This window comes from Pseudoalteromonas sp. MM17-2 (assembly GCF_022347945.1).
Lineage (GTDB): Bacteria > Pseudomonadota > Gammaproteobacteria > Enterobacterales > Alteromonadaceae > Pseudoalteromonas > Pseudoalteromonas ruthenica.
On sequence record NZ_JAKRFV010000007.1, the window covers coordinates 154,004 to 178,752 of the forward strand.

Annotated in this window: 24 protein-coding genes; 7 read left to right on the forward strand and 17 right to left on the reverse strand. The window is 47.9% G+C overall.

What is annotated here, in order from left to right:
- The 7 genes from MHM93_RS08240 to MHM93_RS08270 all read right to left on the reverse strand — a co-directional run bounded on the left by MHM93_RS08240 (position 1) and on the right by MHM93_RS08270 (position 5,138).
- Positions 1-426 carry a nuclear transport factor 2 family protein gene (locus tag MHM93_RS08240; RefSeq protein WP_239448641.1) on the reverse strand — a complete coding sequence of 142 codons (426 nt, stop codon included), beginning with the start codon at positions 424-426 and terminating at the stop codon, positions 1-3.
- Positions 419-1,804, reverse strand: a complete 1,386-nt coding sequence (gene phrB / locus MHM93_RS08245) for a deoxyribodipyrimidine photo-lyase (protein WP_239448642.1) — start codon at positions 1,802-1,804, stop codon at positions 419-421. The genes MHM93_RS08240 and phrB overlap by 8 nt, the downstream gene beginning before the upstream one ends.
- Positions 1,805-2,755: a DUF523 and DUF1722 domain-containing protein gene (locus MHM93_RS08250; protein ID WP_239448643.1), complete on the reverse strand. Its 951-nt coding sequence runs from the start codon at positions 2,753-2,755 to the stop codon at positions 1,805-1,807. It abuts the gene before it with no gap.
- Positions 2,755-3,426 (reverse strand): ChrR family anti-sigma-E factor, encoded by a 672-nt coding sequence (locus MHM93_RS08255; protein WP_239448644.1) that lies wholly within the window; start codon positions 3,424-3,426, stop codon positions 2,755-2,757. The genes MHM93_RS08250 and MHM93_RS08255 overlap by 1 nt, the downstream gene beginning before the upstream one ends.
- Positions 3,419-3,982 carry a sigma-70 family RNA polymerase sigma factor gene (locus MHM93_RS08260; RefSeq protein WP_045980206.1) on the reverse strand — a complete coding sequence of 188 codons (564 nt, stop codon included), beginning with the start codon at positions 3,980-3,982 and terminating at the stop codon, positions 3,419-3,421. The genes MHM93_RS08255 and MHM93_RS08260 overlap by 8 nt, the downstream gene beginning before the upstream one ends.
- A 150-nt stretch (positions 3,983-4,132) precedes the next feature.
- Complete coding sequence (locus tag MHM93_RS08265; protein ID WP_239448645.1) at positions 4,133-4,696, reverse strand: LON peptidase substrate-binding domain-containing protein; 564 nt, start codon at positions 4,694-4,696, stop codon at positions 4,133-4,135.
- A gap of 190 nt (positions 4,697-4,886) precedes the next feature.
- Positions 4,887-5,138 carry a hypothetical protein gene (locus MHM93_RS08270; RefSeq protein WP_239448646.1) on the reverse strand — a complete coding sequence of 84 codons (252 nt, stop codon included), beginning with the start codon at positions 5,136-5,138 and terminating at the stop codon, positions 4,887-4,889.
- A 298-nt stretch (positions 5,139-5,436) separates the two neighbouring features.
- Here MHM93_RS08270 and MHM93_RS08275 point away from each other — a divergent pair, with 298 nt between their 5' ends.
- A complete protein-coding gene (locus MHM93_RS08275; protein ID WP_239448705.1) occupies positions 5,437-6,063 on the forward strand; it encodes a hemolysin III family protein in 627 nt (208 codons plus the stop codon).
- Between the two features lie 23 nt (positions 6,064-6,086).
- On the opposite strand, the gene MHM93_RS08280 is transcribed toward MHM93_RS08275, so the two are convergent.
- On the reverse strand, positions 6,087-6,389 hold the full coding sequence (locus MHM93_RS08280) for an MGMT family protein (RefSeq protein WP_239448647.1): 303 nt from the start codon (positions 6,387-6,389) through the stop codon (positions 6,087-6,089).
- Positions 6,382-7,266 (reverse strand): LysR family transcriptional regulator, encoded by an 885-nt coding sequence (locus tag MHM93_RS08285; RefSeq protein WP_239448648.1) that lies wholly within the window; start codon positions 7,264-7,266, stop codon positions 6,382-6,384. Before MHM93_RS08285 ends, MHM93_RS08280 begins: the two co-directional genes overlap by 8 nt.
- A gap of 124 nt (positions 7,267-7,390) precedes the next feature.
- On the opposite strand from MHM93_RS08285, the gene MHM93_RS08290 reads away from it, so the two are divergent.
- Entirely contained in the window at positions 7,391-8,470 is a 1,080-nt protein-coding gene (locus MHM93_RS08290) for an efflux RND transporter periplasmic adaptor subunit (protein WP_239448649.1), read from the forward strand.
- Entirely contained in the window at positions 8,471-11,542 is a 3,072-nt protein-coding gene (locus MHM93_RS08295) for an efflux RND transporter permease subunit (RefSeq protein WP_239448650.1), read from the forward strand.
- Positions 11,543-11,585: 43 nt separating this feature from the next.
- Here the strand turns inward: MHM93_RS08295 and MHM93_RS08300 are convergent, their stop codons facing one another.
- The 5 genes from MHM93_RS08300 to MHM93_RS19445 form a co-directional block, all read right to left on the reverse strand.
- The gene (locus MHM93_RS08300) at positions 11,586-12,173 is read right to left on the reverse strand and encodes a GDSL-type esterase/lipase family protein (RefSeq protein WP_239448651.1); all 588 of its coding nucleotides are present in this window, start codon (positions 12,171-12,173) and stop codon (positions 11,586-11,588) included.
- Positions 12,170-13,054 carry a 23S rRNA pseudouridine(2604) synthase RluF gene (gene rluF / locus MHM93_RS08305; protein WP_239448652.1) on the reverse strand — a complete coding sequence of 295 codons (885 nt, stop codon included), beginning with the start codon at positions 13,052-13,054 and terminating at the stop codon, positions 12,170-12,172. Before rluF ends, MHM93_RS08300 begins: the two co-directional genes overlap by 4 nt.
- A gap of 63 nt (positions 13,055-13,117) precedes the next feature.
- Positions 13,118-13,657: a substrate-binding domain-containing protein gene (locus tag MHM93_RS08310; RefSeq protein WP_239448653.1), complete on the reverse strand. Its 540-nt coding sequence runs from the start codon at positions 13,655-13,657 to the stop codon at positions 13,118-13,120.
- Positions 13,654-14,196: a hypothetical protein gene (locus MHM93_RS08315; RefSeq protein ID WP_239448654.1), complete on the reverse strand. Its 543-nt coding sequence runs from the start codon at positions 14,194-14,196 to the stop codon at positions 13,654-13,656. The genes MHM93_RS08310 and MHM93_RS08315 overlap by 4 nt, the downstream gene beginning before the upstream one ends.
- A gap of 44 nt (positions 14,197-14,240) precedes the next feature.
- Positions 14,241-15,404, reverse strand: coding sequence for a DUF418 domain-containing protein (locus tag MHM93_RS19445; protein WP_239448655.1), 1,164 nt, complete (start codon positions 15,402-15,404; stop codon positions 14,241-14,243).
- An 86-nt stretch (positions 15,405-15,490) separates the two neighbouring features.
- Here MHM93_RS19445 and MHM93_RS08325 point away from each other — a divergent pair, with 86 nt between their 5' ends.
- On the forward strand, positions 15,491-16,033 hold the full coding sequence (locus tag MHM93_RS08325; RefSeq protein WP_239448656.1) for a prepilin-type N-terminal cleavage/methylation domain-containing protein: 543 nt from the start codon (positions 15,491-15,493) through the stop codon (positions 16,031-16,033).
- A 16-nt stretch (positions 16,034-16,049) separates the two neighbouring features.
- Here the strand turns inward: MHM93_RS08325 and MHM93_RS08330 are convergent, their stop codons facing one another.
- Positions 16,050-17,261, reverse strand: coding sequence for an HDOD domain-containing protein (locus MHM93_RS08330; protein ID WP_022946791.1), 1,212 nt, complete (start codon positions 17,259-17,261; stop codon positions 16,050-16,052).
- Positions 17,262-17,620: 359 nt separating this feature from the next.
- Between MHM93_RS08330 and MHM93_RS08335 the strand changes: the two genes are divergently transcribed.
- From MHM93_RS08335 to MHM93_RS08345, 3 genes are all read left to right on the forward strand, one after another.
- Complete coding sequence (locus tag MHM93_RS08335; RefSeq protein ID WP_239448657.1) at positions 17,621-19,783, forward strand: M3 family metallopeptidase; 2,163 nt, start codon at positions 17,621-17,623, stop codon at positions 19,781-19,783.
- A gap of 133 nt (positions 19,784-19,916) precedes the next feature.
- Entirely contained in the window at positions 19,917-20,837 is a 921-nt protein-coding gene (locus MHM93_RS08340) for a hypothetical protein (protein ID WP_239448658.1), read from the forward strand.
- 54 nt (positions 20,838-20,891) lie between these two features.
- The gene (locus MHM93_RS08345) at positions 20,892-21,761 is read left to right on the forward strand and encodes a mechanosensitive ion channel domain-containing protein (RefSeq protein ID WP_022946788.1); all 870 of its coding nucleotides are present in this window, start codon (positions 20,892-20,894) and stop codon (positions 21,759-21,761) included.
- A 28-nt stretch (positions 21,762-21,789) separates the two neighbouring features.
- Here MHM93_RS08345 and MHM93_RS08350 read toward each other — a convergent pair whose 3' ends face one another.
- Positions 21,790-22,350 (reverse strand): hypothetical protein, encoded by a 561-nt coding sequence (locus MHM93_RS08350; protein ID WP_239448659.1) that lies wholly within the window; start codon positions 22,348-22,350, stop codon positions 21,790-21,792.
- A gap of 11 nt (positions 22,351-22,361) precedes the next feature.
- Positions 22,362-24,677 (reverse strand): S8 family serine peptidase, encoded by a 2,316-nt coding sequence (locus MHM93_RS08355; RefSeq protein WP_239448660.1) that lies wholly within the window; start codon positions 24,675-24,677, stop codon positions 22,362-22,364.
- Positions 24,678-24,749 lie beyond the last annotated feature (72 nt).

Consider the following 24,749-nt stretch of genomic DNA (forward strand, 5'->3'; position numbering starts at 1 on the left):
CTAACTCCCTGCTTTGTGGTCAACGAGCTTGATTACTTTGCCAAGCAAAGGAATATGTCGGTATAACATAGCGCCTACATCAAAGTAATCGCGATGGTGGATGACTTTGCCTTGATCAAATTGCAAAAAGCTGTGCCCTGCAACCGCGACCTCATTGCCACCATTTAACTTAGGGTGTGAAAAGCGCATGGTCCAATACAAGAATGCATGATTATCAAAAGCAAATTGTTGGCTAATATCAAATGTGCAGTGATTAACATTGGCATACATGTTGGCGAAATATCGCCTTAGTTGTTGCAACCCTTTAACTTCATGAAGGGGGTCTTGGAAATGAATGGCTTCGCCATAAACTTCCTGCAGCAAGTCTAGGTTATGCTTATCCAAACGCTGATAAACTGACACAAATTGCTCAAGCGCGTTATTCATCGTCCACCTTAAATCGTGCTAAGGCACGTTCGCGTGCTGCTTTATGATCAACTATCGCTGGCCAATACCTGTTGCTTTGAGTTGCTGCTAGATATTGGTGCGGAAAGTGGATCTGCTTAGCAGGCACTTTTTCTAACTCTGGTAGGTACTTACGGATGAATTCGCCATCTGGATCAAAACGTTCACTTTGCGTTATCGGGTTAAAAATACGAAAGTAAGGCTGCGCGTCACAGCCGGTGCTTGCCGCCCATTGCCATCCGCCATTGTTTGACGCCAAGTCACCATCAATCAGGTGACGCATAAAAAACTGCTCACCAGCGCGCCAATCGATGAGTAAATGCTTGGTCAGAAAGCTTGCCACCACCATACGTAGGCGATTGTGCATCCACCCTGTTTGCACTAATTGTCGCATCGCTGCATCCACCAGGGGGTAACCCGTTCTTCCTTCGCACCAAGCGTTAAAATCTTTATCGCTTTGCCGCCATTTCACGGCGTCGTACTTGGCGTTAAAGTTAGCGTGTTTGCATAAACGCGGATAAGCAACAATAAGATGGCGATAAAATTCTCGCCAGATCAATTCGTTGACCCAACTAAAGAGGTTACTTTTTGCGCTTTGCAAAATATCAGGGTGGCGCTGCTGTACATTAACGAGCAGTTGTTTAACGCTGATTATTCCGAGTGCCAAGTATGGGCTCAACCCGGAGGTGCCTTTAATCGCTGGAAAGTCTCGCTGCTGTTCATAGGTGGTGAGCTTATCGTCAATAAAGCGCTCAACAATGGCGCTAAGTGAGTCATCGTCAACCGGCCATTTTTGCGACTCACCGTCACTTTGCAAACAACGAGGGGTCTGCCACTTTATCGCGTTATGTAACGACGGCCATGACGGCAATGAAAAGTGGCTTTGCTCATACTGCTTTAGCCATTGACGCTTAAATGGGGTAAACACGCGAAACATGTCGCCGCTTTTTGTACACACCGAGCCTGGCGGGGCAATTACATCGCCATCAAACCAATGAAATTCAATAGCTAATTGCGCACATTGGCTGTCACGCTGGCGTTCATTCACTTCATATTCACGGTTGGCATAAACATGCTTGACGCTCAAGCTGTTACATAACCCTTGTAACGATGCGGGTATGTCACTAAATTCATCAACATCCAATACATGCAAGCGAATACCTTGCTCACTCAGGCGCTGACCCAAATAATCGACACGTCGCAGCATGAGATCCCGTTGAATGGGTGCCATGTCGTGCCGTTGCCACTGTTTCTCGCAGACAAAGAAAACGGCGTCTTTTGCGCCGTTGTTTAATGCTTCAATTAAAGCTTCGTTTGCATAATGGCGCAAGTCGCGCCGAAACCAGAACAATGAACTCATTTAAATACCATACCTCAGCTTTAAATCGTTTGGGTGGGGATTAAAGTAGACTTGTTGCGCTAAATAGGGATTTGGGTGCACCGTAAGGTGGTGACGCAATAGCGTCAGTGGCACATATAAAGGCACAAGCCCCTGGCGGTAGTCTTCGATTGCCGCACGTAATTCTTGCTTTTCCTCTCTACCTAGGTGCTGTTTAAAATACCCTTGCAAATGCATCAAAGTATTGGTGTGTGCCTTACGCGAAGCAGGCTTTTTCAACGCATTCATTAAGCCAAGGATATACTCATCGGCAATAGCTTCGATGTCATCCCCTTCTATACTACCAAGCAACCGCCCTAAATCACGGTAGGCTTGATAGTTGTGACTCATCAATAGGTATTTATGCAAAGAATGAAAAGTAGTCAGCCGATGAGCGCTTAATCCTGACTCGCGCAGCTTGCGCCAGCTATGGTAAACATAAACCCGCATAACAAAGTTTTCGCGTAGGTGCATGTCATTGAGTCGGCCATTTTCCTCACAAGGTAGCAGCGGATTAGCCTTCATTATTTCGGCGCTGAAAAAGCCGACACCCTCTGATGTATTGCCCGTCCCAGCTTCATTAAAGACCTTGACTCGTTCCATGCCACAGCTAGGACTTTTGGCACAGAATATAAACCCATCGAGATGTTGGCCTTGATTCTGAGCCACCTGCTGCCCATAGTTTTTAAGATCGTTGCCAACCTCGCCACTGCCATCAGGGCGACACACCGTTATCACATCGTCTTTGCGCACCTGGCGAATGGTCGGCCTAGGAATGGGTAAACCAATCGCCACTTCTGGACAAAAGGGCACGTACTGGACGTGCTTTGCCAGCTCATCCATGCAAAAGTTAGAGCGCTTATGCCCAGAATCAAAGCGAACTTTTTCGCCGGTAAGACACGCGCTAATACCTATTTTCAACGATTTATCCATTAATATATAAGCTCGCCAATGGGGTTCAGCAATTTACTTAAGCCTTTATTGAAGTGTAGTGCACTATTGACTACTGCCAAGCACAAACACCCCTGTTCGGTGTAAGGAGTATGGTCGTGCTTATGATCAAGCCATATAAAATCGCCCGGTTGATACTCTCCTTCTTCGTCGGTAAAGGTGCCATCAAGCAATAGCGTCAACTCAAAACCTGTGTGCGTATGCTCGGGAATGGTCCCCCCTGGAGCGATGTACAATAAGCTGGTGCGGATACTGCCCTCATCAAGCTCCAGGCGCGAACGCGCGAGCTTCCCGGCCTGAACAAACCTCGACATGCCCACATGGCTCAATGCTCGTGGTAACGTGATGTTTCTACCACCGACGGATATTTGCTTTGCGCTTTGAATGGCAAAATCATCGACGTCTGTATCTGCAGTAATATCACTGAGCATGGCGCTCATCTGCGCATCAAGCAGTTCTTGTGACCCGGCAAGCTCCTCACCGGCGTCGTCTGTAAACGTTTGTTCACCAATGCGCTGCTCTAACGCTGCGACGGTGTCGCAACAGCTATCGCAAAGCTCAAGGTGAGCTGAAATTGCCACGCTCAGCGAAGCTGGCAATGCGCCAAGCACATGTTGTTCTAACAACTGTGTGTTCGGGTGAAATTTAATCATGCTCTGCTCCCAGATGATTTCTTAGCTTTGAGAGCGCCAATCTTAACCGCGACTTCACGGTTCCGACTGGTACGCCTAACTGCTTCGCAAGTTGCTCTTGCGACATTTCTTGAAAGTACACTCCCTTAACCACTTCCTGCTGGGCGATGGGAAGCTTGTCTATATGCTGCTGCAAGAGTTGGCTCTGCAAATGATCGCCAAACACTTCTTGCTCTTCTTCATGATGCTGCACCAACGGCCAGATATCTTCACTTAAGGTATCTTCTTTGTTGCTGCGCATCTTGCGCAGCGCATCGAAGGATGCATTACGCATTACGGTATAAACCCAAGTCGTCGCCGCGCCTTTGCTGGGGTGGTAAAGGTGAGCTTTACGCCAAACTGAAGTCATGGTGTCTTGCACCAACTCCATCGCCGACGCTTCATTGTTGTATTGCTTAATGCCAAAGCGTTTTATCTTTGGTGCGAAATAAGAAAACAGCGTTGCGAATGCGCTTCTGTCCCGATGCTCTGCGACGCGCACTAACGCATCCGACAAATGCTCAGTTTCACTGCCCATGTTTCTTCCTTTGCTTTGATTGCCACCGCTTGGTGCAATACTTTGCTGCGGAGACTTGTTACACGGCTTGTCTAACACGCTTTGCAATCCCATTGGCTGCCTCAGTAATACTTTTATTTGTGAGATTTACGCAAGGAGTGGCGCGATAGATCATCGCTCGTTGAAATTAATTACAGTATGGAGGAAGTCGAGCAGTTGTTCAAAGTTGTGATCACGGATTATTAACTTTTTTTGATTATAATCAACAGGTAATATCTCTAACCAACGATAAGCGACCCACTTAGCATCGTCGTAGTTAGGGCAATCATATAGGCATTTGAGCTCTGGATTATTGTCTAACACCCATTTTAAAGCCTGCGCCAAATCGCTTAGTTCAACCTCAGGCACGGTCGCAGTCTCTATTTCAATGGGATGAGTACAATAGCGTAAGCCGTTATCGAGGTAGGTTATGTTGTCTATGCGCATCAGGCTTTCACCTTGCACAGTGATCAACAACTGGCCAGTCGGGTCTTGATCAAAATCAATAATTTTAACTAGGCAACCAAATTCGCTTATCTGGTCGTCATTTTCCTTGGCTAAAGGGGTAATCACAAAGCCGCGTTGTTCGCGCAGACACTCTTTTACCATGTGAATGTATCGCTGCTCGAAAATTTTGAGCTTGGTCACGCCCTGCGGCAACAACACCAGCGGCAGAGGGAACACGGCATACTTCATAATAATCCTAGGACGGTGAGTAGTGCGTATACTACGTCATGTCTGTTAATGCCGATCAACTCGCCAGTGAAATAGTTAGGGTGAGGACAACTACTCTCCCCACCAACCGAAATTACGGCAGACACTAATGCCTAGGTAGGTACCAAACAAACTTGCTACGGGTAGCAGCATAAGCCCTAGTAAGGCAAAATTAAGCGTCATCACCCTGCTCCTTCGCATTCGTTTTATCAGACGCTTTATCCGCTGCTTGGCGCTGCTCGGAAAATAACATCTGAGTTGCATCACGTAGTGCCTGTTTCTGTGACTGGATGAGTGATGAATACGCTTCGTTTGCAGCAGAGCGAACAGCCTGTTCAATTTCTTGAGTGAGTGAGTTCGCATTTGCCATTGAACTTACAAATAAAGCGGAAGTCAGAATTGTTGCCTTGGTTAACGTTTTCATGATGATGTTCCTGTTGTTAAGGTATTGTTTAATTAGTCGCATCATCTATTACAAAGGTTGTGCCAGAACCAATAAATTTTTTAAGTGCATGTAATAAATGAACTTTTATTTCCCAACAGGCAAAATGGAAAATTAGCCACATAAAATAAAAACTATTTTTTAGCTTTTTTCACACTGCAATTAGCGAATTAAACCAACCGAATTTTTGTTCCGAATTAACACCTCTATTTGGGTGTACATGTGTACGCTGAACGGTTATAGTTGGTTCGTCGTAGCAAGTAATAATGAGTTAAAACAGATGCAAGTGAGTGGTTATTCCCCGTTTGAAGAAAAGTTAAACTGGTTAAGCCATGGTCTTGGTGCCTTACTCGCTATTGTGGCCTTGGTCGCTATGGTGCTCGTCAGCGAATCCATAACCGCTGTGGTAGCGACCAGCGTATACGGTGCCAGCCTCATTTTAATGTTCGTCAGTTCAACCCTTTACCACGCCAGTGTAAGTGACAAGGCCAAACGCGTCCTAAAAAAGCTTGACCACAGTGCCATCTACCTATTAATTGCCGGTACGTACACGCCCTTTTTATTACTTGCGCTAGGCGGATACTGGGCCTGGATAGGCATGTTTGCTATTTGGGGGTTTGCTTTATTTGGCGTGATATTCAAATTAACTGCAAAAATCCCGCGACCGAGAATTTCTTTGGCCACCTACTTAGTGATGGGATGGATAGCGCTTGCGTTTATCTATCCACTTTATCTTGCACTGCCCGGGGGCGCGATGTGGTTGTTGGTATTGGGTGGGGTATTATTCAGTGTGGGTACCTTGTTCTACAGCGCCAAACATCGCCACCTCAGCCATGCAATCTGGCATTTATTCGTGCTGGTTGCCTGTACCTGCCACTTTTTGGCCATTTACCTATACATTATTTAGTTGCCAATAACGCAAACTCGCTGTTAGATATGCCAAGAAAATCGGCGCATATTGATCTTCCCGTCGATTACAAGCACGCCTTCGCCAAGCAGTGCTTGTTGTTGTCGTGTGAACCCTTCACTGCCTTGCGCAAACGATATTTTGCCTTGGCTGTTTACCACCCGATGCCAAGGCAAGCGAGAGTCAGAGGGTAGGTTTTTAAGGGTATGACCCACATAACGGGCATAGCCAGGTAAGCCAGCTCGTTTGGCTACTTCGCCATAACTGCATACCTTGCCTTTAGGAATGGCGGCGACCACTTGATAAATCATCGCGGCTTTATCCATGGGCTATTTCCTGCAATTTTGCCCACACATGTCGAGCTACGGGACCGTGATGACGGGAATGTCGACGAAACGCACGAATCTGCGCACGGAACGCGTGCTCCCTATCGCTCAGATGAATCACTTGCAGTTGCCCGGTCGCTATTTCTTGTTGACACAAATCGAGACACATTAAGGCCCAGCCCGCCCCCGCAAGCAACATGGAGCGCAGCGCGAATATATCGTCGAGCTTCATCATCGCCGCTTGATTTAAAAACGGCATCCGCCCACTTTCAAAATGCAGATCACTTTCAAACATCGCCACACAGGGGTAACTTTGGAGCTCTCGGTAACTGATCTGAGTTTGTTGAATAAGCTCCGGTGAAACCACAACACCCACTTCAATGTCTCCGAGCGGCAAACTTTCTAAGTCGCCAGTGGCGTGAAAAATATCAAACCAGGGGCCAATCCCTAAATCACTGTTACCGCTATTAACTTGCTCTAGCGCGGTGAATCGCCGACCACTGTCAATCTCAAACTCGGTGTGAGCAAAGGCATGATAGCAATCGCGCAGCAAAATACTGAGCTCTTCGCCAACACACACTTGCTCGTAGCTGATGCGAAACTTTGGCTCATTACCGTTGGCGAGCTCGCTGGAGAACTCACTCAATTCGTCCATATCGCGCAGCACATATTGAGCACGCCGACAAAACGCCTGACCTTGTTCAGTGAGTGAAAACCGATAACCTTCACGATTGACCACAGCAAAACCGACGCTCTGCTCTATTTTCTTGACCATCATCGTCAGCGCCGGCTGGGTCTTATGTAAACGCTTTGCCGCCTCACTGAGCGAGCGACACTGAGATAACACATCAAGTACTTTTAGCCATTCCAGCTTCATAACATTACCTTATGAAGTTATAAGTAATTTATAATTTTTATTTTAGTCTACGGCAAAGTAAGCTAACGCACCAGCGTGCTCTTATACTGGCATACATACACACTATTCACAGGGAGTCTCATTCATGTCTCGCAGTCTATTCGTATTAGTCTTGCTCGCGATGATTTCACTAACGGGGTGCTCACAAGAGCAGCCCAAAACCGATAAAAAGCCGCCCATCAGACCGGTTAAACTCTTTAGCGTGGGTCACGCTGATGAAAAGGTTATGCGTAGCTTTCCTGCTGAAGTAGTCGCCCACCAAGGCTCCTACTTAGCCTTTCGTGTCAATGGAGAACTCATAGAATTTCCCGTGTTAGCGGGTCAGGAAGTAGAAAAAGGCGAGCTACTCGCTAAGCTCGACCCTGAAGATTTCCAGCTACAGTATGAAGAGCGCAAGGCCCGTTATGACCTAGCTCAGTCGCAGCTAAAGCGCGTAAAAACACTGTATGAGCGCAACATTGCCAGCCAAGCAGAACTCGATGAAGCAGTCGCCAACGCCCGAGTTGCCGAATCGGCATTCAATATTGCTAAAACTAACTTAGACAACTCAGAGTTAAGGGCGCCCTTCGCCGGTACCGTTGCCAAAGTATTCGTTAAGAATTTTGAAAACATTCAGGCAAAGCAAAATATTTTGCGCTTAGAAACCCGAGATTTAATGGACGTAGTTATCCAAGTACCCGAGAAGTTGGTGGCCCGCGTCAACAAGGATACCTTGTATCAACCCACGGTGATCTTTGACGGCTACCCAGATAAGGCCTATACGCTCAACATCAAAGAATACGACACCCAAGCCGATCCTGCTACGCTCACCTACAAAGTGGTATTTTCATTACCCGTGCCCGAAGATTTTAACTTGTTAGCGGGGATGAGCGGCCATGTGTATATTGATATCAGTAAAATCACCGGAAATGCCGAGTCATGGCATAAAATTCCGGTGGAAGCGGTCTTTTCTGACTCGCAACAAGGCCTAGCGAATAACAGCTATGTATGGGTCTATAAAGACGGCGCTGTGCATAAACGCCAGGTGGAAGTCGGGCAAATGCACCGAGACGGACTAGAGATACGCTCAGGCCTAAATAGCGGCGAGCAAGTAGTGGCCGCAGGCGTACACTATCTCAAAGAAGGGATGCAGGTGCGCCCATGGCAAAAAGAGCGAGGCCTATAAATGAATCTTGCTGCATTTGCCATTGAACGCAAAGTTATTAGTTGGATGTTTGCGCTGTTTCTGCTCATCGGTGGAACGGTCTCTTACTTTTCTCTCGGACAGTTAGAAGACCCAGAGTTTACTCTGAAAAAAGCCATGGTGATTACCCTCTACCCTGGGGCCTCACCGCAGCAGGTCGAAGAAGAAGTGACATACCCAATCGAAAATGCGATTCAAGAATTGCCCTACGTCGACTATGTCACCTCTATTTCCTCTAACGGCAAAAGCCAGATTACGGTGGAGATGAAAAGCACCTATCGCAAAGAGGATCTAAGGCAAATTTGGGATGAACTACGCCGCAAGATTAATGATGTTTCGGCATCTATGCCGCCGGGGGTGTATCCCAGCCAAGTCATTGATGACTTCGGTGATGTGTATGGTGTCACCCTTGCAGTGACCGGTGATGGCTACTCCTATGATGAGCTTAAAGACTATGTTGATTTTCTCAAGCGTGAACTGGTGCTGGTCGATGGCGTTGGCAAAGTCACCGCAGCCGGCGAGCAGCAAAGCCAAGTGATTGTCGAGGTGTCGACCCATAAGCTCGCACAACTGGGGCTCAGTCCTGAGCGCATCTTTTCCTTGTTGCAAGCGCAAAACACCGTTTCTAACGCCGGTCGCGTCATGGTCGATGGCGAGTCTATTCGCCTGCATCCCACCGGCGAGTTTGACAATGTTGTTGAACTTGAACATGTGCTTATTTCTAAGCCCGGTGCCAGCGAGCTCATCTATCTCGGCGATGTCGCCAAGGTCTATCGCGAGTATGCTGAGGTGCCCTCGCATATGGTGCGCTACAACCAACAACAGGCATTATTAATTGGTCTTTCTTTTGCCAGCAACGTCAATGTCGTTGACGTGGGTCAACGTATCGATGCCCATTTAGCAGAGCTGGAGTATCAGCGTCCCCATGGCATGGAAGTCGCCGCCATTTACAACCAACCCCAGGAAGTCGACAAGTCGGTGTCCAGTTTTATTATCAGCCTGGTCGAAGCGGTGGCCATAGTTATAGTGGTGTTGCTGCTGTTTATGGGGGTTAAAAGCGGTATTTTAATTGGTGGTATTTTGCTGCTCACCGTGCTCGGCACCTTTATCTTTATGGTGCTCTTTGATATCAACCTACAACGCGTCTCCCTTGGGGCGTTGATCATCGCACTAGGGATGTTGGTGGATAATGCCATTGTGATCACCGAAGGCATTCTTATTAATATGAAGCGCGGGCAAAGCAAACTAAAGGCAGCAGTCAATATCGTTAATCAAACCAAATGGCCCTTACTTGGGGCTACGGTTATCGCCATTACCGCCTTTGCCCCCATTGGCCTGAGCTCGGACGCCAGTGGTGAATTTGCCGGCAGCTTATTTTGGGTGTTGATGATCTCGCTATTACTGAGCTGGATCACCGCCATCACCCTTACGCCGTTTTTTGCTGATGTGATGTTCCGCACTCCAAAGAACAAAAACCAAGCCCAAGCAGGCGATGAAGATCCCTACCAAGGGTTTTTATTTAGTGGCTATAAGTTTATCTTGCGCCATGCCATGCATTACGGCAAAACCACTATCGTATTAATGCTAATCCTTTTAGTCGGCGCGGTAGTGGGCTTTAAATCGGTCAAACAGTCGTTCTTCCCCGCCTCTAACACGCCTATGTTTTACATAGATTATTGGCATTATCAGGGCGCTGATATTCGCACCACCAGCAAAGGTATCGCCAAACTCGAGCAGTTTTTACTCGAGCAGGAGTTGGTTGAGGAGGTCACCGCCACCATAGGTCAAGGGGCCCCGCGCTTTATGCTGACTTATGCGCCAGAAAAACAATACCCTGCTTATGGTCAGCTCATTGTTCGGGTAAAGGACCGAGAAGCTGTATTGGCCATGATAGCTAAGGTGCGTGACTACGAGCGCAATCATATTGTTGATGCCAAGCTAAAGCTCAAACGCATGGAAATCGGGCCATCGACCGATGCAAAAATCGAAGCACGCTTTTCTGGCCCCGACCCTGTGGTGCTAAGACAACTGGCTGAGCAAGCGAAGCAAATTCTCGCAAGTGACGCCGGAGCCTTTCACATTCGCGATGATTGGCGCCACCGCACAAAGCTCATCCGTCCACAGCTCAATGAGCAAAAAGCCCGCCGTTTGGGAATAAGTAAAACGGATTTAGACGAGTTGCTGCTCACCAGTGTGTCAGGTAAGAAAGTGGGACTCTATCGCGATGGCACCCAGTTGTTGCCAATCATTGCCCGCTCTCCAGAAGACGAGCGTTTAAACGTTGAATCACTGCGCGACTTGCAAATCTACAGTCCCGTATTAGGCGTGTTTGTGCCAGTGACGCAAGTGGTGGATGACTTCACCGTACGCTGGGAAGACCCCCTCATCATGCGTCGCGACCGCAAGCGCACCATTACCGTGATGGCGGATCATGATTTACTTGGCGATGAAACCCCTGCGAAGTTGTTCGCCCGTGTACGTGGCGATATCGAAGCCATCTCCCTGCCCCGAGGCTATGAACTGCAATGGGGTGGCGAGTATGAGTCTGCCAACAAAGCACGCTCAGCCATTTTTGGCTCGCTACCGCTGGGTTATCTAGCGATGTTCGCGGTCACCGTGTTGCTGTTTAACTCAGTGCGTAAACCTCTGGTGATCTGGGCCACGGTGCCTTTGGCCATCGTCGGTGTCAGCGCTGGCTTGCTGGCCATGGGCGCATCCTTTGGCTTTATGTCACTGCTGGGGCTATTGAGCCTCTCAGGCATGTTAATTAAAAACGGCATCGTGTTGCTGGATCAAATCAATATCGAGTTAGCTGCAGGTAAAGACCCTTACGAGGCGGTGTTTGACTCTGGCGTTTCCAGGGTTAGGCCGGTTTCCATGGCGGCTATCACCACAATTTTAGGGATGATCCCGCTGCTATTCGATGTGTTCTTTAAGTCCATGGCGGTGACCATCATGTTTGGTCTCGGCTTTGCCACCATACTCACGCTGGTTGTGGTCCCGGTGCTTTATTGTAAGTTCTTTGCCATACACAGCCACCGTCGCAACGGATGAGATCAGCAGTCATTAAAAAGCCAGCTTAAGCTGGCTTTTTTTGTTAGCGTTCAACCTCTATCACATCGGCTATGGCTAACGCTAGGCGTCGATAGCCTTGGTCATTAAGATGAATAGCGTCAGATTTAAAGCGGTTATCGCCTAGTAATTCAGACAGTATATCTGCCACCAGCACCACCTGATACTGCTCGCTTAATTGTTGATATAGCGGCGCGTCAGACAAAAACAAAGACTTGGTCGGCACCGCCACAAGGATCACTGCAACCCCTTTACTTTGCGCATGCGTTATCATCGCGCCTAGGTTCGCTTTTGTTTGCCCGCTATCTTGGTTACGCAAAAAATCGTTTCCGCCTTCAAGTAACACCACCGCCTGAACCTGGTGCGTGTCGAGTGCACGTTTAAAGCGCTCAAGGCCCTGTGCTGTTTGCTCGCCAGAGACACCACTGGCTATCACTTCCAGCCCTGTTAGCTGAGCGAGTTGCTCGGGATAGGTGCTGCTTTTTGCACCCACCGACACGGTTAAACTATCACCGAACGCTAAAATAGAATCGCCAGCACGCAACGTCACTTTGTCTGATTGCGAGCAACCGGTTATAAAAATAAGCAGCACAAGGCCAATAAAGCGCATCATTTCTTTAGCCTCAATGTTCCTCTCACCCGCTTGTTTGCCTTACTTTTTGGCTTGTGTACAGGCGCTGTGCGAGCTCGAGGTACGGCTTTGCGCTTTGGTGGTGCAGTCTTCGGTGTATTGGAATGTCGCTCAGAGGGCACACTGTGCTCAGTTTTAGAATGCTCTTCGGTTTTACCAGAGTCCGCTATTAGATCATTAATAGTGGCCATTTCTGCATCACTTAAATGGCGCCATTGACCACTTTTCAGCCCGGCTAATGTCACATTCATGATGCGCGTGCGCTTGAGGGTCACTACTTCATAGCCAAGATACTCGCACATGCGACGAATTTGCCTATTCAGGCCTTGAGTCAGTATGATGCGAAAGCTATCCGACCCGGTTTGCTCAACCTTACATTTCTTGGTAACAGTGCCAAGAATGGGAATACCTGCGCTCATACGCTCAACAAAGCGCCGGTTTAAGGGCTTATCAACCCGCACTTCGTACTCTTTCTCGTGGTTATTCCCTGAGCGCAATATCTTGTTGACGATATCGCCCTCGTTGGTGAGGAAGATAAGCCCTTCGGAGGGCCTATCTAAACGGCCAATAGGGAAAATACGCTCGGGATAATTAATCGCTCGCACAATATTACTTTTTATTTTCTTTTCAGTGGTGCAAGTAATACCCGTTGGCTTGTTGTAGGCGATATAGACACGTTTAGGCTTAGTTTTAAGCGCTTTACCATCAATGTGAATGGTGTCGGCATCAGTCACTTTGTCGCCCATTTGTGGCGCATGACCATTTACGCTGACTCGCCCCGCACTGATCAGCGCATCCGCCTCACGGCGCGAGCAAAATCCGGTTTCACTTATGTATTTATTAAGGCGCGTAGGTTGACTCATAGTTCTACTTATTGCTTCTTTTTCACCTGCGCATTGTAAAGCAGTTACCAACAAAAATCAGAATTAAAAGTGTTGATTGAGGATACTTTGCACATCGAAGGGGTACTCATCAAGTGTGCTGTTATGGGTTTTTGTGTAGCTTTTAAAATCAATTTGCTGCCAATTATCGGGATCCACCAAAGGGAGGATGCGCTTTACGTTTCCCTGATGCGCGATTGCCAGTTTAAAGCGCACTTCTTGAGTGCTGCTTTTTGACACTGAAAAGCGGTGATCATAGGCCTTGACCAAAGCCCAAGCCCCCATCAAAAAGTGTCCACCCACTGACGCCGTCTGGCTACCATCGGCTATAGCGCTCAAGGAGTCGGCCAGCCAATCAAAACCGCCGATAAACATATCTTTATTGACTACTTTGCCATGTTGCTGGGCTTGTTGTGCAGCCGCCAGCGCCATGGCGTCCGAGGCGCACCAGATGATACTTAACTCAGGATAGCGCCGTAATAGTTTGGCTGTTTGTTGACGGGCAATTTCTTGCTGCCAACGACCATGCACGACTTGCACTAGTTGTCCTGGGTGGTCTGCTAAAAAGTCGCGCAATCCATTCACACGCAGGTTTGTTTCTCCTCCGTAGTGCCCCCTATCGCCGCCACCAGCGGTGACTCTATGCCTTGCTCAATAGCTTTATTGTGCAAAAAAGAAGCGAGTTGCTGCCCTGCGTGCTGGTTGTCATGGGACAGCTCCGCCAACCAATAATGGAAGCGCTCACCAGGCTTTTGCACAAGCTCCCGCTCTTGTTGGGACAGTGTCTCTTCCAACGTGACAAAATAAACCTCATGCTGCTCCAATAACTGCATAGACTGACCACTGCCGCCGGGGTAATTGATAAGCACCGCATAATCCGGCGCAGGATGAGTGGCTAAATACCGAGCAATGGCTCGATGCTGAAACTCTCGATGACCGTCGCCATAAACAATGTCTAAATTGATGTCTAAGTCCCCGGCAGCTTGCACCGCAAAAGTCTCTACTTTATGCCAAAAAGGGTCGCCCGCTGTAGATGGGTTAACAAACAGCACCCGCATTGCGCCCTGTGCGCTAAAGCAAGATGACACATAAAGGATGGCAAATAAGATAACATGGTTTTTCAAAGGAACTCCTTGGCTAGCGCTTAGTATAGTTTATGTTGATGGTATTAGCGCCATCGCTCTACCGCTTTGCGCCAAGCCCATTCTGCGGGGCCTTGAGTAAAGATACGCAGATACACGTTCGCACCGAGCAATTGCACAATGATAATGGCAAAGGCCAATAGCGCGTAATGCGCTAGCGCAAAGTTTTGTGCGATATACAATCCAAAGTAATGGGTAATGACCAGCATCAATGCGCTCTGTGCCAGATAACAGCTGAGCGATAAGCGCCCAACATTCGCAAGCAGCCTAACTCCTACACCAATGCGTAAGCGTCTACGACTGAGCCAATGCAAAGCAATCAACGCCGTGATTGTGCCACTAATGGAGTTCGCAATAAGGCTTAGCGTTGCCGTAAAGCTATTACCATAGCCAAGATGAATGCCGCTTAGCAGTAAGCAAAGCAGCAATCCAGCTCCGACAGACAGCTTCACCTGATGTGACCAAGGCGATGATAAAAAACCACTGCGCCATGTCGCTGCAATCAACAGCATCGCCCCTAACTCCAGCCACAGCACAGAAAATAGGGATACCAAGGTCATCAGCAGCATATTGATAGCGTTGCTTGAGCGCGTAGCTAAAAAGTGAAAGTTATCTTGAATGAGATACCCTTGGTATTGCTCGTCGCCATAGGTGAGTGCAGGTTCAATATACAACCCACTTAAGGTCAATAGCACTGCACTTCCAACAATAGTAAACAGTATGCCTTGGCGCAGCTGCTGTTTCGCGGGTGAATCTAACATCGTCACTAACAACAGCCCGGCAAGGGCATACCCGAGTAAGATATCCCCCGCCCACAAGAGCATCCCATGCACCAGACCAATGACCGCTAAGCAATAGAGTCTGGCGCGTAAATAGTGCATAGGTTCGTCGCGCGAGTCCGTGGCACGGCGCTGCCACTGGACAATTAACCCCACCACAAAGAGCGCCACAAAAAGTCCCCGGAAGCGCCCATCAAGCAGCAGAACCTGTATGCCATAGAGCAGCGAGTCGGCTAAATGGGTACCGGGCGGTGCGATGTAACCATAATCGAAATAAATGAAAAAAGGGGCATTCAAGAACAACAAGCCAAGGATGGCAAGCCCACGCAACGCATCAATTTCAGTGCGGCGCGCATCGGTGATTAATTGTCGATAATACCCTTGTTCGGCGAACAAACTGGCCTTAGACACTCCCCCTCCACGAAACAAATAGCGCTGACATTGTCGATAAAAAACATTACCATAGCACGGTTGTATTTATACGCGGTATCAGTTTCATGCATTCTTTAATCTGTTGTTCCCCCTCTAATAAGCACCGCTTGCAAAAGGGTTTTACCTTGATTGAACTCATCATCGTGATAGTTATTCTGGCGGTGTTGAGTATCACCGTGTTGCCGCGTTTTTTGAATTTACAAAATGATGCGCGCATAGCCGTGTTGACCAATGCGCAAACCAGTATCGAGCAGGCGAATACACTGATGCAGATGAAGGCGCAGATGCCTAGTTACCGAGCCACTGCGGTGACCGGGCGCAATGACCTGATTGATGTTGACTTAAACCGAGACGGTGTCATTGACCTCAGCGACGACAGCCCGGATGTGAGGTTGAAATGGTTTTTCTTAGACAATACCGATGTCGTCAAGCGGGTGGAATTTAGCCAAGCCTTAGTATTTGAAGAACAAGGCATCGATTTTACCTATATTGGCTATGACTTTGATGACGACGGCGCGGTGCAAGATGACCAGTGCTATGTGCTTTACACACAAGCGCAATCTGCCGATCAGCCACCTACATATGCACGCCAAACAACAGGGTGCTAAGCGCTATCGACGCGTTTTACAAATCATCGAACATTTGCGACCAGGTAATGGCCGATTGGTGTAAATTGGGCAACCCCTCATCACTGATGTTGAGCGGTACACAGGCTCTTTGCATCGCCCACCAACTGCCAGACTCGTACGCTTTTACTAGCTCGAGCAGATAAAACAAGGTGTTGTTTTCCCCATTTAGCGCATTGGCAATATCATCAGGGAAAGGCAATTGCTCTACAATGCTTTGCATGGGTCTATCGAGCATGGCATCAATGAGTGAAAAGAGCCCCACAAGGAACGCACTGCTACTGAGATGAGGGAAATAACGCTTTGCTAATAGCTCACAGAAACGGGCGCGAATTGACGACATTTTGGTCAGCTCAAGCGGTTTTTCATGGGCGATATGGGCGGTCACTATCAGTGACACAAAACGCCGCACCCGCAGCTCACCAAGATACACCAAAGCTTGCTTAATGGAGTCCATACGCTCTTTAAGCGGAAACAGCCCAGAATTAATAAAGCGCAATAGTTTGTAGGCTAAGGCGGTGTCTTGAGAAAATACCTCGCTGAGTTTATTGAGATTAATATTGGGCTTGAGGGTCATGCTGTAAATCATCATGATCAATGCCGAGCGAGCAACACAATCGCGCTGTTTAACCATTTGCGGACGAGCAAAATAATAGCCCTGAAAAAAATCAAAACCGCGTGCTTTAGCTTGCTCGTATTGCTCTTGCGTTTCTACTTTTTCCGCTAGGTACTTTATATTTGGATACTTTTTTAACACTGCGAGGGTTTGGTCTATTTCCTCAAAGCTGCTGTGCATAAGGTCAAACTTAATAAGCCGCACTAGCTTTAGAAACTTTTCCCATTGTGGGTGGTATTGAAAATCATCGAGCGCCAAACGAAAGCCACGATGAAACAACTCTCGACACAACTGATAGTGCTCCTCACTGGGCTCAACAGTCTCGAGTATCTCAATCACCACTTTATCGGTAGGAAGAAACTCCCCTAAACGGGCATGTAGCGATTGCTCACCAAAATTGATCAGCGCTTTTCGCCCACCGGTGAGAAATGATAAACCTTGATTGAGCTGATTGTCATAGATCAGTTTGGCTGTCGCGGTTTTATCCTCGACATTCGGGAAGCGGTTATCTTCACCATCGCGAAACAACAACTCATAAGCAACCACCTTCTGCTGCTTGTTAAATACTGCTTGGCGCGCTACAAAAACGTCCAACCCTGCTCTCCTCGGCTACCAAATTCGCACTCAATCTTCACTACGACGCAAGTATACCCACCGCAAAAAACTTCACAATCAAACAAAAGCATAGGGTTGGAGAAGAATTTAACGCTTTACCTGGGTATTAAGCATGGCTGAAGATGAAAAAAACACCAACAAATCGACGAAAAAGCGCAGAATTAAGGCCAAGTTACTTGTTGTCAGCACACTTTGCCAGTAATGTTACAGCCTATCAAAATGAAAGAGCCCCACCCTTCTTTTCATGATTACACAGTGCAAGTCACTGCATTCTCCCGGGGATATGGCTTGCTCATGCGATAACTGACAACAATAACTTCCTGATAATGGAGTAAGCAATGCGTTTATCTATGATTGCCGCAGCGATTGCTGCGACTACCCTAGTTACAGGCTGTAGCGAGCAACCTGCTAACAACGAACAAAACCAAGCTCAAACCGAACAAGTAGCCAAAACCACCACCGACGCTGTTCAAGAAAATCTCTTTTTAAGCCCGAGCCCATTGCAATATATGGCGCCCGAATTTGATAAGATTGATACCAGTTTATATGAGCCGGCATTTGATGCGGGGATTGAAGAGCAACGTGTTGAGATTGAAGCTATCGCTAACAATTCTGAAGCGCCTACTTTTGAAAACACCTTGGTGGCAATGGAACAATCCGGCGCCATTTTGGACCGTGTACGCGCCGCCTTTAACAATCTCTCAGGGCTGATCTCAAACGACGAATATCAGCGTATCGATGCCAAAATGGCGCCGGTATTAGCCGAGCACCGTGACAATATTTATCTAAACAAAGCCCTTTTTGACCGTGTCGCTGCTGTTTATGACAATAAAGACACGCTAAACAAGGAAGATCAGCGCCTCGTTGAATATTACTATAAACGCTTTGTGCGTGCGGGTGCAAAGCTCGACGAAAGCCAAAAGCAACGTATGCGTGAGATTAACTCTGAGCTTTCTAAACTCAGCACTGAGTTTTCGCAAAATATTTTAAAGTCATTCAAACAAGACACCATCTTAGTCACAGACAAAGCGCAATTAGCGGGCTTAGCTGAAGATGAAATTGCCAGCTTAAAGGCAGCTGCACAAAAAGCAGGAAAAGACGGCTACATGATCACCTTGGTCAACACCACCCGTCAGCCCATTCTTTCAAGCCTCGAAAATCGTGAGCTACGTGAAAAAGTGTGGCGCACGTCATCACAGCGCGCGCAACAAACCAATGGCCCAATTGCTATTAAAGAAGCGCAGCTTCGAGCAGAAAAAGCCGCTTTGCTTGGTTTTGAATCATGGGCTCATTACCAGCTAGACGATCGCATGGCGAAAACGCCGGATGCAGTGTTCACTATGCTTGATGATCTTGCGCCGAAAGCGGTCGCTAAAGCCAAATCTGAAGCTGAACTCATTCAAGCAGCAATCAAAAAAGACGGTAAAGACTTTGAGCTTAAGCCTTGGGATTGGGCTTATTACGGAGCTAAGGTGCGCGCCGAGCTATATGACATTGATGCAAGCTTAGTAAAGCCTTATTTCGAAATGAATACCGTTATTAACGACGGCCTGTTCTTCGCTATGAATAAGCTTTATGGCATCACCATGAAAGAGCGCAATGACTTGCCAACTTACCACGAAGACGTGTTTGTATGGGAAGTGTTCAATGAAGATGGCAGCTCAATTGGCCTATTCTACCTTGACCCTTATGCCCGCGAAGGTAAGCGTGGCGGCGCGTGGATGAGTGCCTATGTATCGCAAAACCACCTTAAAGGAACCAAGCCTGTTATTTATAACGCGCAGAACATTCCCAAGCCAGCTGAAGGTCAGCCAACACTGATGACCTTCTCTGAAGTTACGACTATGTTCCACGAGTTTGGTCATGCCATTCACGGTCTGTTCTCCGATGTAAAATACCCATCGCTTGCCGGTACGGCCACTGCGCGTGACTTCGTTGAATTCCCGTCTCAGGCTAACGAGGACTGGAACATTGAGCCGAGCGTACTCGCTAACTATGCTAAGCACTACAAAACTGGCGAGCCTATCCCTCAAGAGCTGTTAGATAAGTTATTGAAGTCGCATACCTTTAACCAAGGTTTTGATACCACAGAATACCTAGCCGCAGCGTTGCTGGATATGGAATGGCACTCTATTGCACCGGGTACCAAGGTTGAAGACTTTGCCCAGTTTGAGCAAAACGCGCTTGAGAAACACGGCATTGATTACTACCCAGTGCCGCCGCGCTATAAAACCTGCTACTTTAGCCACATCTTTGCTGGCGGTTACAGCGCGGGCTACTACGCCTACCTTTGGACAGAAGTGTTTGCAGCGGACTCGTTCGCACATATGCAAAATGAAGGTGGCTTGACCCGTGAAAACGGTGATCACTATCGTAAAGAAGTACTCTCGCGTGGTAACAGCCGTGATTTAATGCAAAGCTACATTGAATTCCGTGGTCAAAAGCCAACCACCGACGCATTACTTAAACGCCGTGGTCTCGTGGAAGACAGCAAAGAGTAAATAAACGCTTTATATGCACATCATAACGCGGCCCTTGTGCCGCGTTTTTTATTGAAAAAATTCATACTCAGGTACAGGCATCCCTACTGTGGCCCTGCTATAATGCCCAGCGTTTTTCCACACCATCCAGATTATGATAAAAAAAACGCTTATTACCCTTATTTCCCTCAGTGCAATCGTCCTTGGCGGCGGCGCTATCTGGTTGAGTTATCAGTTATATCAGAACAAGTTTGTCACCCTAGATCCACAACTTAAAGAGGTGTCGGGGATTGAGTTTGATAAACGTGGTTGCTTGTGGGCCATTAACGACAGTGGCGATGGCCCATTTCTCTATCAGGTCGATGACAAAGGCAAAGTGCAACGGCGCGTGCAAGTGGTCAATGCCAAGAACATTGATTGGGAAGACATGACCCAAAACGAATTTGGCCATTTCTTTTTAGGCGACTTTGGTAACAACGATAATCTGCGCCGCTGGCTGACAATTTATAAAATAGAAAACCCCATTGATATTAAATCTGATGAAACCAACGCAGAGATCATTAAATTCACCTACAAAGAATTGTGGGAGCAGCCGCTTACGCCTGAGCGTAAGAACTTTGATTTAGAAGCCTTTGTTGAGTATCGACACCAACTGTACTTATTTACCAAAAATAGAACTCAACCATTTGATGGTAAAACGAACTTGTACCGTATTGGCAATCACGCGGGTAATTATGAAGCGCAATTTATCGCCTCGTTTCAAACCTGTACCACCGCCGAAAAGTTATGTTGGGTGACATCCGCAGCCATGAGCCCAGATAGGAAAAAGCTGGTATTGCTAGACTCCACCCATTTATGGCTGTTCGAGAACTGGCAAGGCGATAATTTTTTCTCCGGTACCATAGATAAGATCAATCTCGGTTTGGTAACACAAAAAGAAGCCGTCACGTTTTACGACAATGACACCCTGGTTATCACCGATGAGGAATTTAATGGGATAGGCCGCAATGTCTATGTTATAAAATTAACACAACAACAAAGAGAGCGTGTCAGCGATGGCTCCAAAGCCTTGTAGTATAGCGCCTCACTGACCACCTATTTAAGGAGTAATAGGGTGCTAGATAGTCCTATGCTAAAACAAATTACCGAATCCTTGGATACCGTTATATTCAGCTACGGCGGCTCCGCGTTTACCCTAGCGACCTTGATTCAGATCCCACTTATCATCGCCGGCGTGTGGCTCGTTGTGCGCTACATTGGTCGGCTTATCCATCGCCGGATTATACAAAAGCGAATGGGGCCAGATGCGGCGCTTTTATTCAAACGTATCTATTTGGTGCTGTGCATCATTATTATCATCTTTACCACCCTTGAAGTGCTTAATATTCCGCTCACCGCATTCGCATTTGTCTCAGGGGCCGTGGCGATTGGCGTCGGTTTTGGGGCACAGAATATCATTAACAACTTTATCAGTGGTTGGATCCTCATCGGTGAGCGCCCCATCCGTATCGGCGACTTTTTAGAGGTCGGTGATGCCAAGGGCGTTGTGGAAACGATTAACACCCGTTCGACCCGTATTCGCCGTAACGATGGCGTGCACCTACTGGTTCCTAACAGCCAGCTGCTAGAGAATACCGTAACCAATTGGACACTGATCGATACCATGGCGCGCACCTATGTTCGAGTTGGCGTGGCCTATGGCAGTGATGTGAATTTAGTGGCTCAGCTTATCACCGAAGTGCTAGAAGAGGTGCCCACCGTACTCAATAACCCACCTCATAGCGTTATTTTTGAAGATTTTGGCGACAGTGCGCTTATCTTCGATGCAGTCTTTTGGGTTAATGCGGAGGCCGAGTCCAACGTACGGAAAATAAAAAGCGATATCCGTTTTGGAATTTGTGAAAAATTTGCCGAGCATGATGTGGTTATCTCATTCCCACAACGAGACGTGCATATTGATGGTGAGTTGCATATTCGCCAACAAAAAAGCCCCAACTAGTGGGGCTTTTTACTTCGCTTAAATGTGCTTAGAAAGCATCAACGACCTTGTGTAACACTTCTACTTTACTGGCTTTAACCAAATCAGAAGCTTGTAGCTGGTCATTAAGTTGCTGCAATTCTGTGGCCGTCGCTGGCTTAACCAAAACGGTGCCATTAGCAAACTCTTGAACCATTTGTAAGTCGAAAGTGTTAAGTACTGCGTCAATATCGCCCGCAGGGATGAGCACTAAATTGCCGCTTACTGTTGCAAATTCACCACGCAATGAGTGGCGCATTACATCGCCTTGCCACAGCCCCTCACGGTCACTGGTTAGCGCCCCATCATTGGCTTGCACGTAGGCATTAGTACCCTGCACGCTCACAGTTTTAGCCGGATCGGCTAAGTAAGCAGGTACGATACGGACATTGTCCACCTTTTCATACAGACCTACGCTGGCTTTTCGCTCTAACTTAGCGGCACTGATCGCAGGCACATCTTGAGTGCTTAGCTTATTATCTTGGTCCATAGTCGATTTTAGCGTTGTAGCATGAACTGGCGCCATAATCGCAGCGCTTAGCGCTATTGCAAGAGTTGTTAACTTATTCATTATTATGCTCCTTATTGACGACCAGTTACACGTAAACCCCATCCCTCGAGGACAGATTCTGCCTCGTTAGGGAAGACTACGCTGGTTTGACCGTTCATACTAAACGCAACTTGATTAGGCTGCGCCGTATCAACGACTTTCACAGTCCAGGTTCCTTTCGCACTCTCGCCATAGAAAGCGTTTGAGCGGAAATGCACCGTTGGCAAGTGAACATAACCTTGAGCAAAGTTGAAGTTGGCATCCAATGCTGGGTAAAGCTGCGCATGATGAGACGCAAGAACCACACTCTTAGTGCCACTTGGCGAAGTCACTTCGATAGCCAAGTCTGAACCCGCAGAGCTTTGAATCAGGCCCGGGATTTCTGGGTGACGGTAATCGGAGCGCATTTCTTCGTTAGCCACTGTGAAGCTAAACTGCATTGCTTCGATAGTATAGTCATCCGCCACTTCGATGCTGTGCGTTGCACCTGCCGCGTTATTATCTGGAACCACTAGGGCTAATGATGCATCATCATTTTGAACACCCGCTGAAAGCCAGTCTGATTGCAGACGCTCGCCTAAATCAACATCATAGTTCAGCGCCATTTTAACCGCTTCACCGGCATTCACACGGCCAAAGCCATAGAAGTTATTGAAGTGGTAACCTGCCGCATTTTCTACCCAACCTTGGTGGGCGACAAACTCGCCGTTAGCCGTATTGAGCGTAACAGCGGCGTTATCAGCGTCAGTCATGCTCGCCGTTGTCGCCAAAATATGTTGAATGTCGCGAGCGCTCAAATCTGGGTTAGCTTCCATTAGTAGCGCGACCACACCCGCCGTGTTTGGCGCCGCAGATGACGTACCACTCATAGAGTTACTGTAGTGACAGCTTGGGTTCATTGGGTGACCCGGGAAGTCAAAGTTCTTATATCCTTCAAGGAACGAAAGCGGCACACCCCATGCTCTCTCTAGGGCATCCATCATCGGCAGTCCCGATGCACCTTGCAAGCAAGTCATTTCGTCCGTGGTGACCATTGCTGGCTCCCAGCTGCCGTCTTCACCAGCAGGGGCCGCAATAAACATAGCACTACCGGCAATAGAATAGCTTGAACGCTCGCCATTGGCTTTCAGTGCCGCCACAGAAACACTGTGTAAGCTACGGTTAGCCTGCGAAACGTTGATATCAATACAGCTTAGGCCGATGTCATTAACACCTGAAGAACTACAGTAATTGCCGTTGTGGCGGCCTTCTTCGAAGTCATTACCCGCTGCGTTAATGCTTAAAGCGCCTTTGCCATCGCGCAACACATCGCTGGCGTAGGCCATGTTGGCCTCTTCAAACGGGTCCTCTGGTAAGAACGCCGGTGGGGTATAGCCGTAGCTACGGTTGAACACCACTTGCTCATGGTTTTGGATGCCACTGGCAGGTAAGCCACTGATTAAAGCGCCCACATGGGCGGCATTTTGGTTGGGAATATCCAGGAAGTTCATAGAGATAATTCCCGCATCAGGGGCCACACCACGACCACCCACACCATTGTGTGCTTTGGCTGCAATTAGACCAGCCACCGCAGTACCATGACGCGATGTTTTATCGCCGGTGATGGTCGGGTTAGTTGGGTCGAGGGCATCATCACGCAGGTTTAAAGAGCGGTGAGCAAGCACGTTGTCAGCCAAATCTTCATGGCCAATTTCCACGCCTTGGTCGACCACGACAGCAATACTGCCTTTACCCGTGATCCCCAGTTTATACGCTTCCAATACGTTCATGTCCGCACCGGCAGCGCGGCTAGAAACGAACGAATCCTCGAGTTGGGCGAAGTACGCTTCTTGGTCTTGCTCGGCGATGCCATTAAGCACAGCAAGCTGTTCTTTGAAGATATCACTTTGAGCAAAAGCGCGCTGCTCATTATTATGTAAGTGCCACTGCTGCGCTGCTAAGGGATCACCAGTAACATCGCTGATAGTGATGCTGCCAGCCGACGTTTTACCATTGGCGGATACATCGTAATTGATAACAGCAGGCTGTCCTGATAAAGAGGTGTAGATAAACTCTTTGTCTTCACCCAGTGCTAAAGTGCCGTGTGAAAACGTATAGATGCCGTCTTCGGCCGCAACCACCTGTTCTTCGTCATAGAATGTCAGCGTGATAGCATCGCCATCTTGATCGTGAGCAATCAAAGTGCCGGTCACCGGCTGCCATTGTTTCACTCCCTCAAGACTGACTTCCCCAGCTTTCGGTGCAGTATCAACTACAGGTTGATCGTCGCTGTCGCTGCCACCACAACCACTTAATGCGATAAGCATTGCGCTGGTCAAGGCGCTTAATTTTATTTTATTGTTGTTCATTGACCTTCCTTCATTGTGAATGAAGGAACCGAATTTACGCAAATAGGAACATACACTCAATAGAGCATTTAC

Excerpts from the sequence above, each read along its gene's own strand:
- MHM93_RS08240 (WP_239448641.1), bottom strand. The coding sequence starts at position 426 with ATGAATAACGCGCTTGAGCAATTTGTGTCAGTTTATCAGCGTTTGGAT.
- phrB (WP_239448642.1), bottom strand. The coding sequence starts at position 1,804 with ATGAGTTCATTGTTCTGGTTTCGGCGCGACTTGCGCCATTATGCAAAC.
- MHM93_RS08250 (WP_239448643.1), bottom strand. The coding sequence starts at position 2,755 with ATGGATAAATCGTTGAAAATAGGTATTAGCGCGTGTCTTACCGGCGAA.
- MHM93_RS08255 (WP_239448644.1), bottom strand. The coding sequence starts at position 3,426 with ATGATTAAATTTCACCCGAACACACAGTTGTTAGAACAACATGTGCTT.
- MHM93_RS08260 (WP_045980206.1), bottom strand. The coding sequence starts at position 3,982 with ATGGGCAGTGAAACTGAGCATTTGTCGGATGCGTTAGTGCGCGTCGCA.
- MHM93_RS08265 (WP_239448645.1), bottom strand. The coding sequence starts at position 4,696 with ATGAAGTATGCCGTGTTCCCTCTGCCGCTGGTGTTGTTGCCGCAGGGC.
- MHM93_RS08270 (WP_239448646.1), bottom strand. The coding sequence starts at position 5,138 with ATGAAAACGTTAACCAAGGCAACAATTCTGACTTCCGCTTTATTTGTA.
- MHM93_RS08275 (WP_239448705.1), top strand. The coding sequence starts at position 5,437 with ATGCAAGTGAGTGGTTATTCCCCGTTTGAAGAAAAGTTAAACTGGTTA.
- MHM93_RS08280 (WP_239448647.1), bottom strand. The coding sequence starts at position 6,389 with ATGGATAAAGCCGCGATGATTTATCAAGTGGTCGCCGCCATTCCTAAA.
- MHM93_RS08285 (WP_239448648.1), bottom strand. The coding sequence starts at position 7,266 with ATGAAGCTGGAATGGCTAAAAGTACTTGATGTGTTATCTCAGTGTCGC.
- MHM93_RS08290 (WP_239448649.1), top strand. The coding sequence starts at position 7,391 with ATGTCTCGCAGTCTATTCGTATTAGTCTTGCTCGCGATGATTTCACTA.
- MHM93_RS08295 (WP_239448650.1), top strand. The coding sequence starts at position 8,471 with ATGAATCTTGCTGCATTTGCCATTGAACGCAAAGTTATTAGTTGGATG.
- MHM93_RS08300 (WP_239448651.1), bottom strand. The coding sequence starts at position 12,173 with ATGATGCGCTTTATTGGCCTTGTGCTGCTTATTTTTATAACCGGTTGC.
- rluF (WP_239448652.1), bottom strand. The coding sequence starts at position 13,054 with ATGAGTCAACCTACGCGCCTTAATAAATACATAAGTGAAACCGGATTT.
- MHM93_RS08325 (WP_239448656.1), top strand. The coding sequence starts at position 15,491 with ATGCATTCTTTAATCTGTTGTTCCCCCTCTAATAAGCACCGCTTGCAA.
- MHM93_RS08335 (WP_239448657.1), top strand. The coding sequence starts at position 17,621 with ATGCGTTTATCTATGATTGCCGCAGCGATTGCTGCGACTACCCTAGTT.
- MHM93_RS08340 (WP_239448658.1), top strand. The coding sequence starts at position 19,917 with ATGATAAAAAAAACGCTTATTACCCTTATTTCCCTCAGTGCAATCGTC.
- MHM93_RS08345 (WP_022946788.1), top strand. The coding sequence starts at position 20,892 with ATGCTAAAACAAATTACCGAATCCTTGGATACCGTTATATTCAGCTAC.
- MHM93_RS08350 (WP_239448659.1), bottom strand. The coding sequence starts at position 22,350 with ATGAATAAGTTAACAACTCTTGCAATAGCGCTAAGCGCTGCGATTATG.
- MHM93_RS08355 (WP_239448660.1), bottom strand. The coding sequence starts at position 24,677 with ATGAACAACAATAAAATAAAATTAAGCGCCTTGACCAGCGCAATGCTT.